Origin of the sequence: Agrococcus sp. GCM10030265, assembly GCF_042666675.1 — a bacterium.
Lineage (GTDB): Bacteria > Actinomycetota > Actinomycetes > Actinomycetales > Microbacteriaceae > Agrococcus.
Genome location: NZ_JBHTCZ010000002.1, coordinates 575,174 through 591,661, shown reverse-complemented (window position 1 = coordinate 591,661; position 16,488 = coordinate 575,174). Strand labels below are relative to the sequence as shown.

Genomic DNA, 16,488 nt, shown 5'->3' with positions numbered 1-16,488 from the left:
GATGCCCGGGGCGTTCGTCGTGCGCGGGGTCGAGGCCCGGCGACGCGGGCCTAGTGGCCGAGGATGAGGAAGCGCGGGATGTCGGGGAGCCGCACGACGATCACGAGCACGATCGTCATGGCGAGGGCGAGGCTCAGCACCCACGACCACTCGCCCCAGCGCGCGAGGAACGACCGCAGCCCGGCGGGCGCGACCATGGCGCCCGAGCCGACGGCCCACACGACGAGCGTCGGTGCCATGGCCGACATCGCCATGTAGACGAGGAAGCACCACGGGCACACGAGGCCGAGCTCGAACACGCTCTGCTGCCACAGCCACAGCGCGAACGCGAGGCCGCCGAGCACGCCGACCGTGAACGTCGACCACACCCACCGCGGCAGGCGCACGCGCGCGAGCGCGAGGACGCCCATGACGATGACGATCGGGAAGGCCATGAGGCCGATGAAGGGGTTCGGGAAGCCGAGCACGCTGCCCTGCCACGACTCGATGGCGCCCGAGCAGCTCACGAACGGGCTGATGTCGCAGCCGAGCCCGTCATCGGGGTTCTCGAGCAGGTGGATGCGCTCGATCGCGAGCGTCAGCGCGGCGGTGAGCCCGGCGAGGGCCGTCACGACGAGCACGATCGCGAGCCACCTGGGCGGCACGTACCCGGGGCGGGCGTCGGCGCCCTGCGCGGGCACGGCGCCCTCGGCTGCGGGGCGCGCGGTCTGCTTCGTGGCCATGTCCACCTCTCCACGGGGATTCCACCAGCAGAGCCTATGCATCCGCCGACCCTCGGAGGTGCCCGACGAGGCGGCCTGCACGGCCTCACGGGCTTCCGGGAGGCCGTGGGGTATCGTGGGTGCCGGCGCGACGAGCGCCGCAGATTTGACCGGGCACACCGGGCCGCCCCCGCGAGGGGGTGTCGGATCGCCAGCTCCGAAGAGACGCAAGATGCCGTGCGACACCGCACGAGCCCACACGGATTCGCGACGGGCGCAGCCCGACGCACGAGGAGTGCACCGGCCCAGCCGGTGTCGAGGAGTACGCCAGCGATGGTGGATGCACACGACGCGTCGGCAGACGCGAACCACGACGACATCAGCACCGAGGCCGCGGCCGCCCAGGAGGCCGCGCAGCAGGAGGTGCCGCAGCAGGACGACCCGGTGACGGAGCACGACGCCCAGGCGCCGCCGGCCGCCGACGAGCCGGAGCCCGGGCACGAGCCGGGGCTCGAGGGGCCCGCCGAGGTGACGCTCCCCGAGCGCGAGGCCGGTGCGCTGCCGTTCGCGATCCAGTTCTTCGCGCCCGACCTCGCGAGCCTCGCGCCGCTGCCCGCGCTGCCGTCGCAGCAGCCGCAGCAGCGCGACGACGAGGACGACGAGGATGACGACGAGCCCCGCTCGAACCGTCGTCGCCGTCGCGGCCGCACCCGCGAGGAGCGCCAGGCCGAGCGCCCGCTCATCACCGAGCCGCAGAAGGTGCAGGGCTCGACGCGACTCGAGGCGAAGAAGCAGCGACGCCGCGAGGGACGCGACGCCGGCCGTCGCCGCGCCGTCGTGACCGAGAGCGAGTTCCTCGCCAGGCGCGAGGCCGTCGAGCGCACGATGGTCGTGCGTTCGCGCCACGACCGCGTGCAGCTCGCGGTGCTCGAGGACGGCATCCTCGTCGAGCACTACGTCGCGAAGTCGTCCGAGACGAGCCTCATCGGCAACGTGTACCTCGGCAAGGTGCAGAACGTGCTGCCGAGCATGGAGGCCGCGTTCGTCGACATCGGCCGCGGCCGCAACGCCGTGCTCTACTCGGGCGAGATCGACTGGGAGGCCGCGGGCCTCGAGAACCAGCCGCGCAAGATCGAGCTCGCGCTGAAGCCGGGCGACACCGTGCTCGTGCAGGTCACGAAGGATCCGATCGGTCACAAGGGCGCCCGCCTCACGAGCCAGATCTCGCTGCCGGGCCGCTACCTGGTCTCGGTGCCGGGCGGATCGATGAACGGCATCTCGCGCAAGCTCCCCGACACCGAGCGCGCACGTCTCAAGAAGATCCTCAAGGAGGTGCTGCCGGACGACATGGGCGTCATCGTGCGCACCGCCGCCGAGGGCGCGACCCAGGATCAGCTGACGCGCGACGTCGAGCGCCTGAAGCGCCAGTGGCAGTCGATCCAGGACCAGACGGCGAAGGGCAACGCGCCCGCACGCCTGCACGCCGAGCCCGACCTGCTCGTGAAGATCGTCCGCGACGTCTTCAACGAGGACTTCGAGCGCATGGTGATCCAGGGCGACGAGGCGCTGTCGACCATCCGCGAGTACCTCGGTGCCATCGCGCCCGATCTGCTCGAGCGCGTCGAGGCCTTCGAGCTCGACGTCGACCCCTTCGACCACTTCCGGGTCTCGGAGCAGATCGACAAGGCCCTCGACCGCAAGGTCTGGCTGCCGTCCGGTGGCTCGCTCGTGATCGACCGCACCGAGGCCATGACGGTCATCGACGTCAACACCGGCCGCTTCGTGGGCCAGGGCGGCAACCTCGAGGAGACCGTCACGAAGAACAACCTCGAGGCTGCGGAGGAGGTCGTGCGGCAGCTGCGCCTGCGCGACATCGGCGGCATCGTGGTCATCGACTTCATCGACATGGTGCTCGAGTCGAACCGCGACCTCGTGCAGCGACGCCTCATCGAGTGCCTCTCTCGCGACCGCACGAAGCACCAGGTCGCAGAGGTCACGAGCCTCGGCCTCGTGCAGATGACGCGCAAGCGCCTCGGGCTCGGTCTGCTCGAGGCGTACTCGGAGACGTGCGATGCATGCGCGGGTCGCGGCCTCATCGTGCACCACGAGCCCGTCTCGAAGTCGCGTGGCGGCGGAGGCAACGGCTCGGAGGGCAGCGGGCGTCGCCGTGGCGGCAAGCGCCAGGAGCCGCAGCAGCAGCACCAGCAGCATTCGCAGCAGCAGGGCACGCACGCGATCACCGAGGATGCTCGCAAGGGTCTCTCGCAGATGGCGGCTGCGACGAAGGGTCGCGATCACGTCGACGACGAGCACGATGGCGCGGCCCCGCAGGCCGAGCAGGAGCAGACGCAGCAGCAGACGCAGCAGCAGCGCCCTGCGCGCGAGCAGCAGCCGCGCCGCAGCCGCCGCGCGTCGACCAGGCAGGGTCGCGACGAGCGCGCCCTGGGTGGCGAGCGCGAGCCCCGTGCCGAGCGCGAGCCGCGCGCCGAGCGCGAGCCGCGCGCCGAGCGCGAGCCCCGAGCCCAGCGCGAGCAGCGCGAGGCTGTCGAGGCGTCCGCGCAGGCGCCCGCGGCACCGGATCTCACCATCCTCGACATCCCGGTTGCGCCGCGGCGCGACGAGCCGTCCGCCGAGCCGCAGCGCTCGCGCGACGTCGAGGGCCTGCTCTCCGGCGCGCTCGACGCCCTCGCGGCGCCTGCCGCCGGCACCGGCAAGGCCGCGCGTCGCAGCCGCCGTGCGTCGAGCGGCGGCATCGTCACGGCGAAGCCCGACGAGCAGTAGCCGACGCCGCGTACGAGGGCCCCGCGACCATCAGGTCGCGGGGCCCTCGTGCATCCCGGCCGGTCAGCGGTCGCGCGGGCGCACGCGCAGACCGCTCGCGAGCAGCCTGCGGACGAGCTCGCGCCCGGTGACGGGCGAGGCGCCGAGCGCCACGAGATCGTCGATGCGCTCCGCGGGCACGTCGTAGTGGTCGCGGTCGAACCCGCGCTCGGGCAGCCCTGCGCGTCGCGCGAAGGCGTGCAGCTCGTCGAGCGACGCGTCGCTCACGAGGTGCGCCCAGGTCGTGCCGTGCTTCGGCCACCGGGGCTCGTCGACGAGGATGGCCATGGCGCGACGCTACCGCGTGGATGGCGCGTCGGCGCCCTGCGTTCGCCGATGGGGGAGCGCGACCCGCGTCACGGCATCGCGAGCCGCACGCCGAGGAAGGCCGCCATGCTCGCGAGCTCGGCGACGACCCCCTCGCGCAGCCGCGCATCGGGCTCGACGTCCCAGTGGAGGGCCGCGACGCGCAGCGCGCCGGCGTCGCGGTCGCGGCGCGCGTCGACCTTCGCGACGAGCGCGTCGCCGTCGAGCACGGGCAGCGCGAAGGCACCCCAGCGTCGCCGCGCGGCGGGCGTGTACTGCTCGAGCGCGTAGTCGAAGGCGAAGAGGTCGCGCATGCGCCGCCTGTCGAAGACGAGGCGGTCGAGCGGCGACAGCACCGCGACGCGCCCGGCGAAGCCCTCGGCCGTCGCCGCCGGATCGAGGCGCCAGTCGCCGCGCAGGCCCTCGACGCGCACGGGCTCTCCGACGCCGCCGACGACGCGCGGCCGCGCGATGCCGAGCGAGCCGAGCACGCGCTCGTGCCTGCGCCGATCCGCCTCGTCGGCGGGCAGCGGCTCCGCAGGGGGCAGGACGCGCTCGGCGAGATCCCACACGCGCTCGGCGCCGATGCGCTCGACCACGGCGACGACGCCCGAGCACTGCAGGTGCTCCAGCAGCATCGCGACGTTGCGGTTCGCGTTCCAGCCGCTCGAGTCCCAGGGCCACTCGGCCGTGTCCGGCACCTGCCCCTGCGGCAGCGGCCCGTCGTCGCGCAGCAGCGCGAGCACGCGGTCGCGGAAGGCGGCGTTGTCATGCACCCAGGCGGCGACGCGCGGATGGTCGTCGGCCCACGACCGCATCGAGGGCAGCAGCTCGGGCAGCAGCGCCGTCGGGCGCAGCGCGACGGCGAGCGGCTCGACGGGCGTGGGCTGGCCCAGGTGCTCGAAGAGCCGCTGCTCGACCTCCACGGCACGGCGCACGTCGGCGTAGGCGAGGTCGTCGCCGAGCCGCGTCCACGCGACGTGCTCGGCCGAGGGCATCACGATGTCGGTCACGTTGGCCTGCAGCAGGCCCAGGTGCTCGACGACCGCGAGGAGGTCGGATGCGGGCCGCGCGTCGAGCAGCTGCGCCCGCACGGCGATGCGACGGGCATCGACGAGCGGGATCTCTCGGAGCGTCGCTGCACGGGAGACCATGCGACCGACCCTATGCTTGAGGTCGGACGCGATGGCTCGCGGCGCGTGTCGCCGTTTGACCGGGTGCGTGATCACCCTGTATCGTCGTCCGTTGGCGCCTGCGCGATCCGCTCGTGCGCGCCAGAGGCTTTCCATCCATACCGAGTGAGGGATTCACGTGGTCTACGCAGTTGTGCGCGCCGGCGGGCGTCAGGAGAAGGTCGAGGTGGGCTCGGTGCTCGTCGTCGACCGCATCGCGGCGTCCGAGGACGGCACGGTCGAGCTCGCTCCCGTGCTGCTCGTCGACGGCGAGTCGGTCACGTCCGACGCGAAGGGCCTCGCGAAGGTCACGGTCACGGCCGAGGTCGTGAACGACCTGCGCGGGCCGAAGATCGTCATCCAGAAGTTCAAGAACAAGACCGGGTACAAGAAGCGCCAGGGCCACCGCCAGGAGCTCACGCGCCTCAAGGTCACCTCGATCAAGTAGGAGCGCAGCAATGGCACACAAGAAGGGCGCATCGTCCACCCGCAACGGTCGTGACTCGAACGCGCAGCGCCTCGGCGTCAAGCGCTTCGGCGGCCAGGTCGTGAAGGCGGGCGAGATCCTCGTCCGTCAGCGCGGCACCCACTTCCACCCCGGCGCCGGCGTCGGACGCGGCGGCGACGACACGCTGTTCGCGCTGACGCCCGGTGCGGTCGAGTTCGGTCAGAAGGGCGGCCGCAAGGTCGTCAACGTGGTCGAGGTCGCCGCGTAGTCCACGGACTGCGACGCACGCAAGACTCACGCGAGGGGGCGGGCTGATGCCCGCCCCCTCGCTGCATCCCAGGAGGACCCGATGGCGACGTTCGTCGACCGCGTCGCACTGCACCTGACGGCAGGGAACGGCGGCCACGGCTGCGTGTCGGTGCGCCGCGAGAAGTTCAAGCCCCTCGCGGGCCCCGACGGCGGCGACGGAGGCGACGGCGGCGACATCGTGCTCGTCGCGGACCCGCAGGTCACGACGCTGCTCGAGTACCACCGTCGCCCGCATCGCTCGAGCGCCAACGGCGGGCCGGGCATGGGCGACCACCGCACGGGCTTCACGGGCGGCGACCTCGTGCTGCCCGTGCCCGTCGGCACCGTCGTCACCGATGCGGATGGCGAGCCGCTCGCCGACCTCGCGCATCCCGGCATGCGCGTCGTGGTCGCCGAGGGCGGTCAGGGCGGGCTGGGCAACGCGCGTCTCGCCTCCTCGAAGCGCAAGGCTCCCGGCTTCGCGCTCCTCGGCACCGAGGGCCAGGAGCACTCGGTCGGCCTCGAGCTGAAGACCGTCGCCGACGTGGCGCTCGTGGGCTACCCGAGCGCCGGCAAGTCGAGCCTCATCGCTGCGCTGAGCGCCGCGCGCCCCAAGATCGCCGACTACCCCTTCACGACGCTGCACCCGAACCTCGGCGTCGTCGAGGCGGGGCAGACGCGGTACACGATCGCCGACGTCCCCGGTCTCATCGAGGGTGCGAGCGAGGGCAAGGGCCTCGGGCTGGAGTTCCTGCGCCACGTCGAGCGGTGCAGCGCGTTGCTGCACGTCGTCGACTGCGCGACGCTCGAGCCGGGCCGCGACCCGCTCTCCGACCTCGACGTCATCCTCGGCGAGCTCGGCGCCTACCCGGTGCCCGAGGGGCAGACGCCGCTCCTCGAGCGTCCGCAGCTCGTCGCGCTCAACAAGGTCGACGTGCCCGACGCCGCAGAGCTCGCCGCGTTCGTGCGCGCAGACCTCGAGGGGCGCGGCTACCGCGTGCTCGAGATCTCGACGGTGACGCGCACGGGGCTCCGCGAGCTCTCGTTCGCGCTCGCCGAGCTCGTCGAGGCCGACCGCGCGCAGCGTGCGGCCGATCCGGAGCCCGAGCGCATCGTGCTGCGTCCGAGGGCCATCGACGACTCCGGCTTCACCGTGAAGGCCGAGGGCGGCACGCACGGCACGCTGTACCGCATCCGCGGGGCGAAGCCCGAGCGCTGGATCCAGCAGACCGACTTCCGCAACGACGAGGCCGTGGGCTACCTCGCCGACCGGCTCGCGCGTCTCGGCATCGAGGACGCGCTCGTGAAGGCGGGCGCGGTGCCCGGCTCGATGGTCGTCATCGGACCGGGCGACGGCATGGTCTTCGACTGGGAGCCCACGATGACGTCGATGGCCGAGCTCGGCGATCGCGGCACCGACCTGCGCCTCTACGGCCCCGGCAGGCAGACGACCGCCGAGCGCCGTGCCGGCTACCACGAGCGGATGGATGCGAAGCAGGCCGCCCGCGACGAGCTGGCGCGCGAGCGCAAGGCCGGCCTGTGGGTCGACGACGAGGGCTTCGACGTCGAGGTGCCCCGCGGCGAGCGCGCCTCCGGCGACGGCGAGACGGGCGACGAGCAGCAGGACGGCCGGTGAGCGACGCGGTCGTCGACGCGGTCGCGGAGGCGGTGCCCGAGCGCATCGTCGTGAAGGTCGGCTCGTCGTCGATCTCCGGCGACAACCGGGGGCAGATCGAGATGCTCGTCGACGACATCGCCGCGCTGCGCGCGCGTGCCGACGTCATCCTCGTCTCGTCCGGCGCCATCGCCACCGGCCTGCCGTTCCTCGGGCTCGAGGAGCGGCCCGGCGACCTGCCGACGACGCAGGCCGCCGCCGCGATCGGGCAGAACGTGCTCATGAACCGGTACCAGCGCAGCCTCAACCGGTTCGAGATCATCGCGGCCCAGGTGCTGCTGTCCGCGAGCGACATGGGCGTCGACCAGCATCGCGTCAACGCGCTGAACGCGCTCGAGCGGCTGCTGGGCCTCGGCATGCTGCCGATCGTCAACGAGAACGACACGGTCGCGACGCATGAGATCAACTTCGGCGACAACGACCAGCTCGCCGCGCTCGTCGCGCGGCTCGTGCACGCCGACCGGCTGGTGCTGCTGAGCGACGTCGACGCGCTCTACACGGCGCCCCCCGGCACGCCGGGTGCGACGCGCATCCCGCGCGTGCCGTACGGCGACGGGCTCGACGGCGTGACGCTCGGCGTCTCGCAGTCGGCCGTCGGCACCGGGGGAGCGGGCACGAAGGTCGACGCGGCACGCCTCGCGACCGACGCAGGCGTCGAGGTGCTGCTCACCGCGACGCACCTCTTCGCCGGCGCGCTCGCCGGGGAGGATCACGGCACGGTCTTCGAGGCAAGGCAGGCGCAGTCCGTCCGCTCGGCGTGAGCCTCCGCGAGCGCTCGGCACCGAGCGCCCGCGCCATCGTGGCGCGCGAGGGGGCCGCCGGCCTCGTGCGACCGTGGGGTCCGCCTCGCGTGGACGTCGCATCGGCGCTCGTCGAGCGCGGCGCGCACGGTGCGAGACGGCGACCCACCGTCGTCCCCGACGAGCGTCCGGGCGACGAGCGCCAGCACGCCGCGGTGCTCGGTCCGTGGCTCCGGCCCTGACGACGCCGGCGGCTCATGCGTGGCGGCCTAGGATCGTGTCCGTGATCGAGCTCGAGACGCTGCTGCACGCCTCCCGCCGCGCCGCGCGCGTGCTGGCCGTGGCCGGCACCGCGCCGCGCCGCGCCGCCATCGAGGCGATCGCCGACGCGATCGACGCCTCGGTCGACGCGATCGTCGCCGCGAACGCCGAGGACCTGCAGCGCGGTCGCGGCACGCTCGCGGAGGGGCTGCTCGACCGCCTCGCGCTCGACGAGGGCCGCGTCGCCGCCCTCGCGGCCTCCGCTCGCGAGCTCGCAGCCCTGCCCGACCCCGTCGGCGAGGTCACGCGGTCGCGCACGCTCGACAACGGGCTCGAGCTCACCGAGGTGCGCGTGCCGTTCGGCGTGGTCGGCGCGATCTACGAGGCCCGGCCGAACGTGACGGTCGACCTCGCCTGCATCGCGCTCGGCTCGGGCAACGCGATCGTGCTGCGCGGCGGCAGCGCGGCCGAGCGCACGAACGCCGTGCTCGTCGCGACGATGCAGCGCGCGGTCGCAGGCGCGGGGCTGCCCGCCGAGTCGGTGCAGACGATCGACGCGCTCGGACGCGACGGGGCGAGGGCGCTCATGCGTGCTCGCGGGCTCGTCGACCTCCTCGTGCCGCGCGGCAGCGCCTCGCTGATCGAGACGGTCGTGCGCGAGTCCCAGGTGCCCGTAATCGAGACGGGGGCGGGCGTCGTGCACGCCTTCGTCGACGCCGCGGCCGACCTCGCGCTGGCGATCCCGCTGCTCCTGAACGCGAAGACGCAGCGCACGAGCGTGTGCAACTCCCTCGAGACGGTGCTCGTGCACCGCGCGATCGCGGACACGGCCGTGCCCGTCGTCGTCGACGCGATGCGTGCCGCCGGGGTGACGGTCCACGCCGACGGCGACGTCGCCGATGCCGAGCCCCTCGGCCCGGACGGCTGGGCGACCGAGCACCTGTCGATGGACGTCGCCGTGCGCGTCGTCGACGACCTCGACGCCGCGATCGACCACATCGAGCGCTTCGGCACCCACCACACCGACGTCATCCTCACCGAGGACGCCGCGGCCGCCGAGCGCTTCCTCGCCGAGGTCGACTCGGCCGTCGTGATGGTCAACGCCTCGACGCGCTTCACCGACGGCGGGCAGTTCGGCTTCGGCGCCGAGGTCGGCATCTCGACGCAGAAGGCGCACGCGCGTGGCCCGATGGGGCTGCCCGAGCTGACGAGCACGAAGTGGCTCGTGCGCGGCACGGGCCAGGTGCGCGCCTGAGCGCCCTCGCCCCGGGTAGGATCGAGGGCATGGACCTCCTCCTCGCGGCGACCGAGCACCACAGCGATCCCGGCATCATGCCGTACATCGTCGGCGGCATCGCCGCGGCGGTCTTCATCATCATGGGCATCGTCACGCACTCGTACCGCGACGTCGCGAACCGGCACAGCCACAAGTTCGTTCAGAGCACCCAGAACACCTCCGGTCACCTCTAGGTCATCCACCCGATGGCCACTCGCCGCCGCCGCCTCGGCATCATGGGCGGCACGTTCGACCCCATCCACCACGGCCACCTCTCGGCCGCGAGCGAGGTCGCGCAGCACTTCGAGCTCGACGAGGTCGTGTTCGTGCCGACGGGCACGCCGTACATGAAGGCCGACGCGAGCCCTGCCGAGCACCGCTACCTCATGACGGTCGTCGCGACGGCCTCGAACCCCCGCTTCACGGTGTCGCGCGTCGACATCGACCGCGCAGGGCCTACCTACACCGTCGACACGCTGCGCGACATGCGCGCGCTGCACCCCGACGCCGACCTCTTCTTCATCACGGGCGCCGACGCGTTCCAGTCGATCGTCGAGTGGAAGGACGTCGAGGGCATCTGGGATCTCGCGCACTTCGTCGCGGTGTCCCGGCCGGGCCATCAGCTGTCGGTGCAGGGCTATCCGCGAGACCGGGTATCCTCGTTGGAGGTTCCCGCGCTCGCCATCTCGTCCACCGACTGCCGAGCCCGTGTGGGAGCCGGCTACCCGGTGTGGTATCTCGTCCCCGATGGGGTGGTTCAATACATCACCAAGCACGCTCTCTACAGGATGATCGACGCATGACCGACTACGACGGACCGCCGCTGACGCGCCGCGAACGCAAGGAGCGCGAGCGCGCCCTTGCCGAGGCGACGGGGCAGACGCCGGCCGTCGACGCGTCGAGCCTCGAGAGCCCCGCTCCCGAGCCCACCGCCGACGAGCAGGTGGCGTCGCAGCCGCTCGAGGCCGCGACGCCCGAGACCGACGAGGCGCCCGCCGCGTCCGAGTCCCGCCCGACGGGCGAGCCCGACGAGACGCAGGCCATCGACGTCTCCGAGCTCATCGCCGACCTGCGACCGCAGTCGGCCCCGGCGTCCGACGCGCCCGTCGCCGGCGTGCCCGCCGCATCCGAGACCGTCGTGCCCGACGCGGCACCGCCCGCCGAGCCCGCCCCCGAGCCCGCACCGACCGGCTTCGGCCGGTTCTTCGGCCGTCGCAGCCCTGCCGCGGACGAGCAGCCCGTCGAGCAGGCTGCAGACGACCAGCAGGAGGCGCCGGAGTCGATCGGCGACGTGCTGGCCGACCTGCAGGGCGACCGTCCGGAGCCCACGCGCCCCGAGGGCGTCCCCATGCCGCGCATCGAGGTCGACGAGCTCGACACCGTCGACGACGCCGAGATCGACCGCCTCGAGATCGACGAGGTCGTCGTCGCAGACGCGCCGGTGTCCTCGCGCCGCATCGCGGAGTCGACGCCCGCGCTGCTGGAGGACGATCGCCCCGTCGCCGGCGACGAGGACGACGTCGAGACGCAGGCCGGCCCGTCGCGTGCGACGGGTCGCCTCCCCGTCATCGTCAACGTCGTCGAGGACACCTCGCGCCACCACATCGCCGACCTGCGCGAGGACACGAGCGCCATCAGCGCCTCGAGCGTCGGCACCGGCACGTCGACCATCACGGCCAACGCGCTCGTGCTGCCCGCATCCGGTGCGCACGAGCCCATCACGGTCGAGACCGCCGACGGCGTCATCGTCACGGGCTCGATCGACCTGCCGGACGGCTTCGCGTCGTCGGGCCGCAGCCGCGGCACGATCGACACCTCCGACGTCGACGCGGCCGACGACGGCGGCGAGGTGCGCAGCCCCGAGACGCAGCCCGTGCGCGCGTCGCGCGCCGTGTCCTCCTACGCGAACGCCCGCGTCCGAATCGCGCCGCAGCGCCGCTCGCGCAACGTCGTCCCCCTCGTCGTCGCCGTCGGCGGCGCCGTGGGCATCTCCGCGGTGACCGTGACCGTCATCGCCTTCATCGTCGGCTGGATCTGAACCCCTTGACTGCGACCCATCGTTCCATCGAGCTCGTCCAGGCTGCCGCGAAGGCGGCAGACGGCGTCATGGGGACCGACCTCGTCGGCCTCGACGTCTCCGAGCGCCTGCCGCTCACGGACGCGTTCCTGCTCGCCACCGGCACCTCCGAGCGTCAGGTCTCCGCGATCGCGCGTGCGATCGAGGACGACCTCTTCGATCTCGGTGCGAAGCCGCTGCGGCGCGAGGGCCGTGCGGACGGCCGCTGGGTGCTCATCGACCTCGGCGACCTCGTGGTGCACGTCTTCCACGAGGAGGAGCGCCAGTACTACCAGCTCGAGCGGCTGTGGCGCGACTGCCCCGTGATCCCGCTCGACCTGCCCACGGCCGACTGAGCCGCGCCGCCGCGTCGCGCGGGCTGCGTCTCGCCGGCTGCACCGCGCAGACGGAGGCTCGCCCGGCCGACGCCGCACCGGCCGCCTGCACGTGCCGCCGCGACGCCACGCCCGGCGGCGTGGCCGCCTCCGCAGGCGGAGGCGGCCACGTGCGCTACGCGCCGGGGACGTGCCGCTCGTCGGGCCCGTCGTACGCCGCGAGCGGGCGGATGAGCGCGTTCGACGCCGCCTGCTCCATGACGTGCGCCGTCCAGCCCGTGATGCGCGACGCGACGAAGAGCGGCGTGAACGTGGGGGTGTCGAAGCCCATGAGGCGGTAGGCGGGGCCCGAGGGGTAGTCGAGGTTCGGGTGGATGCCCTTCCGCTCGACGAACTCGCGCTCGAGCTCCTCGTAGAGCGCCATCATGTCCTGGGCGCCGTAGTGCTCGACGAGCTGGTCGAGGGCAGCGCGCATCGTGGGCACGCGCGAGTCGCCCTGCTTGTAGACGCGGTGGCCGAACCCCATGATCTTGCGCCTCTCGGCGAGCGCCACGTCGAGCCATCCGGAGACCTGCGAGGCGACGCCGATCTCGTCGAACAGGTGCATGACGGCCTCGTTCGCGCCGCCGTGCAGCGCGCCCTTCAGCGCGCCGATGGCGCCGACGACCGCCGAGTAGAGGTCGGCCGTCGTCGACGTGATGACGCGCGCCGTGAACGTCGACGCGTTGAACGAGTGCTCGGCGTAGAGCACCATCGAGCGCCGGAAGGCGTCGACGACGACGGGCTCCGGCTCCTCGCCGAACGTCATCCACAGGAAGTTCGCCGAGAAGTCGAGGTCGTCGCGCGGCGCGACGAGGTCCTGGCCGCGGCGTCGACGCTGGTCGTACGCGACCATCGCCGGGATGCGGGCGAGCAGGCGCACCGACTTGTCGAGGTCCGACGTCGGCGACGCGTCGTTCGCGTCCGGGTCGTCGGCGCCCGTCGCCGACACGGCGGTGCGCAGCACGTCCATGGGGTGGGCGGTGTCCGGGGAGCGGTCGATGAGCTCCCTCGTGAGCGGGTCGAGCGCCCGGTCGCCGCGCTCCTGCTGCTGCAGCGCGTCGAGCTCCGACTCGCTCGGCAGCTCGCCGTGCCACAGCAGATGGGCGACGGCCTCGAACGACTGGGTGTCGGCGAGCTCCTGCACGGGATACCCGCGGTAGAGCAGGCTGTTCGTCTCGGGGTTGACCTTCGAGATCGCCGTCGTGTCGACGACGACGCCCGCGAGGCCCTTCTTGATGTCCTGGTCGGTCATGCCGGCTCCTTCGCCTCGGTGATGCTCAGTCGTGGGTGCGCGTGGGGTCGCCCGGCACCTCGAAGTCGAACACGCCCGCGTCGAACGACGCGTACGCCTCGTAGTCGTTGAGCTCGTAGAGCCTGGCCCGAGTCTGCATGCTCGGCACCTGGCTCGCCAGGGAGCCCTCCGCGTCGAGCGCGTCGAGCGCGCGCTCGATGGCGCCGAACGCGACGCGCAGCAGCGAGACGGGGTGGATGACGACCCCGACCCCGACGTCCTCCAGCTGCTGAGCCGTCCACAGCGGGCTCTTCCCGAACTCGGTCATGTTCGCGAGGATCGGCACCTCGACGGCGGCGCGGATCGCCGTGAACTCCTCGAGCGAGGCCATCGCCTCGGGGAAGATCGCGTCGGCGCCCGCATCCTGCAGCGCCTTCGCCCGGTCGACCGCGGCCGCGAGGCCCTCGACGCCGCGCACGTCGGTGCGCGCCATGATGACGAGGCCCGGATCGCGGCGCGCGGCGACGGCGGCGGCGATGCGTCGCGTCGCGACGTCGAGCCCGACGACCTCCTTGCCGTCGAGGTGCCCGCAGCGCTTCGGGTTCACCTGATCCTCGATGTGGAGGCCGGCGACGCCCGCATCCTCGAGCTCGTGGATCGTGCGGGCGACGTTCATCGGCTCGCCGAAGCCCGTGTCGGCGTCGACGAGCACGGGCAGCGACGTCTGCCGCGACACCTGGTGCGCGCGCTGCGCGACCTCGGTGAGCGTCGTGAGCCCGATGTCCGGCAGCCCGAGCTCGGCCGCCATCACGGCGCCCGAGAGGTACACGCCCTCGAAGCCGCGTCGCTCGATGAGGGCGGTCGAGAGCGGCGTGAACGCACCGGGGAGGCGCTGGATGCGGCCCGACGCGAGCCCGAGCCGGAACGCCTGCCGCTTCGCACGGGCGTCGATGGGGGAGGAGAGCATCAGAAGAGCCCTCGCGTGGTGCCGGGCACGATGAGCCCGGACGGTGCGACGACGGTGAGCTGCCGCACCTCGTCGGCGCTCAGCTCGGGCAGCCGCTCGGCGAGGTCGACGAACCGCGCGAGCTCGCCGGCCTCGACGACGCCGTCGGCGAGCGCGTGCAGCTTCTCGAGGTACTGGGCTCTCGCGAACGGTCGCGCGCCCGCCGGGTGGGCGTCGGCGACGGCGATCTCGTCGACGATGCGCTCGCCGTCGGTCAGCTCGATCTCGATGCGGCCGCCGAACGCCTTCCGGTCGGGATCGGGGTCGTGGTACCGCGCCGTCCACGCGGGATCCTCGAGCGTCGAGACCTTCTGCCAGAGGGCGACGGTGTCCGGTCGTGCGGCGCGCTCGGGCGCGTAGGAGTCGACGTGGTGCCAGCCGCCGTCCTGCAGCGCCACCGCGACGATGTACGGGATGGAGTGGTCGAGCGTCTCGCGCGACGCCGTCGGGTCGTACTTCTGCGGGTCGCCCGCGCCGGAGCCGATGACGACGTGCGTGTGGTGCGACGTGTGCAGCACGATCGAGGCGACGTTCGCCGGGTCGCGCAGCTCGGGGCGCTCGGTGCCGAGGCGGCGGGCGAGGTCGATCCACGCCTGCGCCTGGTACTCGGCCGAGTGCTCCTTCGTGTACGTGTCGAGGATGGCGCGCTTCGGCTCGCCCGGCACGGGCAGCGGCACCTCGTAGCGCGCCTCCCAGCCGCCGAGCAGCCAGGCGATGAACCCGTCCTCGCCCTCGTAGATGGGGGTGGGGCTCGTCTGGCCGCGCATGGCGCGGTCGACGGCCTCCACGGCCATCTTGCCCGCGAAGGCCGGCGCGTGCGCCTTCCACGTCGAGATCTCGCCCTTGCGCGACTGCCGCGTCGCGGTGGTGGTGTGGAGTGCCTGGCCGACGGCCTGGAAGATCGTCTCGGCATCGAGGCCGAGCAGCGTGCCGATGCCCGCGGCAGCCGAGGGGCCGAGGTGCGCGACGTGGTCGATCTTGTGCTCGTGGAGGCAGATGGCGCGCACGAGGTCGACCTGGATCTCGTAGCCCGTCGCGATGCCGCGGACGAGGGCCGCGCCGTCGGCGCCCGCATGCTGCGCGACGGCGAGGATGGGCGGGATGTTGTCGCCGGGGTGCGAGTAGTCGGCGGCGAGGAACGTGTCGTGGAAGTCGAGCTCGCGCACGGCGACGCCGTTCGCCCACGCCGCCCACTCGGGGCTCACGCGGTCGTCGACGCCGAAGACCGTCGCGCCGGGGGCGTACGGGTGTCTCAGCGCCTGCTCGCGTGCAGCGGTGACCGGGGCGCGCGTGAGGCTCGCGATCGCAACGGCTGCGTTGTCGAGCACGCGGTTCACGATCATGTCGGTCACGTCGGCGTCGACCGCGACGGGATCGGTGGCGACCTCGGCGATGCGCCAGGCGAGCTGCTGCTCGCGCGGCAGGGGCTCGGCGCTGCGGTGGGCGCGCAGGTGGTGGAGCTCGGTCATGGGGTCCTTCCGGTGGCGGCGCCGTCTGGCGAGTCGGGGGTCAGCGCGAGCTCGACGCTCGCGAGGGCGTGATGGAGGTGCACGTGTGTCGCGTGGGCGGCGAGGTCGCCGTCGCCGGCGGCGATGGCGCGGGCGATGAGCGCGTGCTCGGCCGCGGAGGCGCGCAGCCGCTCGGGGCGGTCGCTCGCGAGCCTGCGCACGCGGCCGAGGTGCGCGCGCACGGGCTGCAGCGCACGCGCGAGGAAGTCGTTGGCGACGCATCGTGCGATGGCGGCGTCGAGCTCGGCGACGCGTGCGTAGTACGCGGCGACGTCGTCGGTCGCGTCGGTGCGCTCGAAGGCGGCGGCGAGGGGAGCGAAGGCGACGCGGTCGTCGACGGCGCGCGCGGCGGCGAGCCTCGCCGCCGCCTCCTCGAGCGCGCGGCGCACGGCGAACAGGTCGCGGATGCGAGCCAGGTCGAGGGCTGCGACCACCGTGACGCGCGGGCTGCGCTGCACGACGAGCCCCTCGGCCTCGAGGCGGTCGATCGCCTCGCGCAGCGGCGTCCTGCTGACCCCGAGCCGCGCCGACTGCTCGACCTCGGCGACGACGGCTCCTGGTGCGAGCGCTCCCGACTCGATGTCGTCGCGCAGCGCCGCGTAGACCCGCTCGCTCGCGCGCAT

The 16,488-nt window shown here is 73.1% G+C and carries 17 protein-coding genes; 10 read left to right on the top strand and 7 right to left on the bottom strand.

The window, feature by feature from the left end; genetic code table 11:
• Positions 1-50: 50 nt before the first annotated feature.
• A complete protein-coding gene (locus ACFQPP_RS07020; protein ID WP_376915851.1) occupies positions 51-722 on the bottom strand; it encodes a vitamin K epoxide reductase family protein in 672 nt (223 codons plus the stop codon).
• 312 nt (positions 723-1,034) lie between these two features.
• On the opposite strand from ACFQPP_RS07020, the gene ACFQPP_RS07015 reads away from it, so the two are divergent.
• Complete coding sequence (locus ACFQPP_RS07015; protein WP_376915850.1) at positions 1,035-3,482, top strand: Rne/Rng family ribonuclease; 2,448 nt, start codon at positions 1,035-1,037, stop codon at positions 3,480-3,482.
• A 63-nt stretch (positions 3,483-3,545) separates the two neighbouring features.
• Here the strand turns inward: ACFQPP_RS07015 and ACFQPP_RS07010 are convergent, their stop codons facing one another.
• Together ACFQPP_RS07010 and ACFQPP_RS07005 are read right to left on the bottom strand one after the other, a co-directional pair.
• Positions 3,546-3,809 (bottom strand): DUF4031 domain-containing protein, encoded by a 264-nt coding sequence (locus ACFQPP_RS07010; protein ID WP_376915848.1) that lies wholly within the window; start codon positions 3,807-3,809, stop codon positions 3,546-3,548.
• Positions 3,810-3,877: 68 nt separating this feature from the next.
• Positions 3,878-4,981 carry a DNA glycosylase AlkZ-like family protein gene (locus tag ACFQPP_RS07005; RefSeq protein WP_376915846.1) on the bottom strand — a complete coding sequence of 368 codons (1,104 nt, stop codon included), beginning with the start codon at positions 4,979-4,981 and terminating at the stop codon, positions 3,878-3,880.
• A 157-nt stretch (positions 4,982-5,138) separates the two neighbouring features.
• On the opposite strand from ACFQPP_RS07005, the gene rplU reads away from it, so the two are divergent.
• From rplU to rsfS, 9 genes are all read left to right on the top strand, one after another.
• Positions 5,139-5,447 carry a 50S ribosomal protein L21 gene (rplU, locus tag ACFQPP_RS07000; RefSeq protein ID WP_376915845.1) on the top strand — a complete coding sequence of 103 codons (309 nt, stop codon included), beginning with the start codon at positions 5,139-5,141 and terminating at the stop codon, positions 5,445-5,447.
• Positions 5,448-5,457: 10 nt separating this feature from the next.
• Positions 5,458-5,715 (top strand): 50S ribosomal protein L27, encoded by a 258-nt coding sequence (gene rpmA, locus ACFQPP_RS06995; protein WP_376915844.1) that lies wholly within the window; start codon positions 5,458-5,460, stop codon positions 5,713-5,715.
• An 81-nt stretch (positions 5,716-5,796) separates the two neighbouring features.
• Positions 5,797-7,371 carry a GTPase ObgE gene (gene obgE / locus ACFQPP_RS06990; protein ID WP_376915842.1) on the top strand — a complete coding sequence of 525 codons (1,575 nt, stop codon included), beginning with the start codon at positions 5,797-5,799 and terminating at the stop codon, positions 7,369-7,371.
• On the top strand, positions 7,368-8,171 hold the full coding sequence (gene proB / locus ACFQPP_RS06985) for a glutamate 5-kinase (protein ID WP_376915840.1): 804 nt from the start codon (positions 7,368-7,370) through the stop codon (positions 8,169-8,171). The genes obgE and proB overlap by 4 nt, the downstream gene beginning before the upstream one ends.
• A gap of 256 nt (positions 8,172-8,427) precedes the next feature.
• Positions 8,428-9,666: a glutamate-5-semialdehyde dehydrogenase gene (locus ACFQPP_RS06980; RefSeq protein WP_376915839.1), complete on the top strand. Its 1,239-nt coding sequence runs from the start codon at positions 8,428-8,430 to the stop codon at positions 9,664-9,666.
• A gap of 29 nt (positions 9,667-9,695) precedes the next feature.
• On the top strand, positions 9,696-9,881 hold the full coding sequence (locus tag ACFQPP_RS06975) for a hypothetical protein (RefSeq protein WP_376915838.1): 186 nt from the start codon (positions 9,696-9,698) through the stop codon (positions 9,879-9,881).
• 12 nt (positions 9,882-9,893) lie between these two features.
• Positions 9,894-10,490 (top strand): nicotinate-nucleotide adenylyltransferase, encoded by a 597-nt coding sequence (gene nadD / locus ACFQPP_RS06970; protein WP_376915837.1) that lies wholly within the window; start codon positions 9,894-9,896, stop codon positions 10,488-10,490.
• Complete coding sequence (locus tag ACFQPP_RS06965) at positions 10,487-11,725, top strand: hypothetical protein (RefSeq protein ID WP_376915836.1); 1,239 nt, start codon at positions 10,487-10,489, stop codon at positions 11,723-11,725. The genes nadD and ACFQPP_RS06965 overlap by 4 nt, the downstream gene beginning before the upstream one ends.
• 5 nt (positions 11,726-11,730) lie before the next feature.
• Positions 11,731-12,099 carry a ribosome silencing factor gene (gene rsfS, locus ACFQPP_RS06960; RefSeq protein ID WP_376915835.1) on the top strand — a complete coding sequence of 123 codons (369 nt, stop codon included), beginning with the start codon at positions 11,731-11,733 and terminating at the stop codon, positions 12,097-12,099.
• A 154-nt stretch (positions 12,100-12,253) separates the two neighbouring features.
• Here rsfS and ACFQPP_RS06955 read toward each other — a convergent pair whose 3' ends face one another.
• Genes ACFQPP_RS06955 through ACFQPP_RS06940 form a run of 4 tightly spaced genes read right to left on the bottom strand, consistent with a single transcriptional unit; the run spans position 12,254 to position 16,488 of the window.
• Positions 12,254-13,372, bottom strand: coding sequence for a bifunctional 2-methylcitrate synthase/citrate synthase (locus tag ACFQPP_RS06955; RefSeq protein ID WP_376915834.1), 1,119 nt, complete (start codon positions 13,370-13,372; stop codon positions 12,254-12,256).
• Between the two features lie 25 nt (positions 13,373-13,397).
• Positions 13,398-14,318 carry a methylisocitrate lyase gene (gene prpB, locus ACFQPP_RS06950; protein WP_376915833.1) on the bottom strand — a complete coding sequence of 307 codons (921 nt, stop codon included), beginning with the start codon at positions 14,316-14,318 and terminating at the stop codon, positions 13,398-13,400.
• Entirely contained in the window at positions 14,318-15,826 is a 1,509-nt protein-coding gene (locus ACFQPP_RS06945) for an MmgE/PrpD family protein (protein WP_376915832.1), read from the bottom strand. The genes prpB and ACFQPP_RS06945 overlap by 1 nt, the downstream gene beginning before the upstream one ends.
• Positions 15,823-16,488, bottom strand: a complete 666-nt coding sequence (locus ACFQPP_RS06940; RefSeq protein ID WP_376915831.1) for a GntR family transcriptional regulator — start codon at positions 16,486-16,488, stop codon at positions 15,823-15,825. Before ACFQPP_RS06940 ends, ACFQPP_RS06945 begins: the two co-directional genes overlap by 4 nt.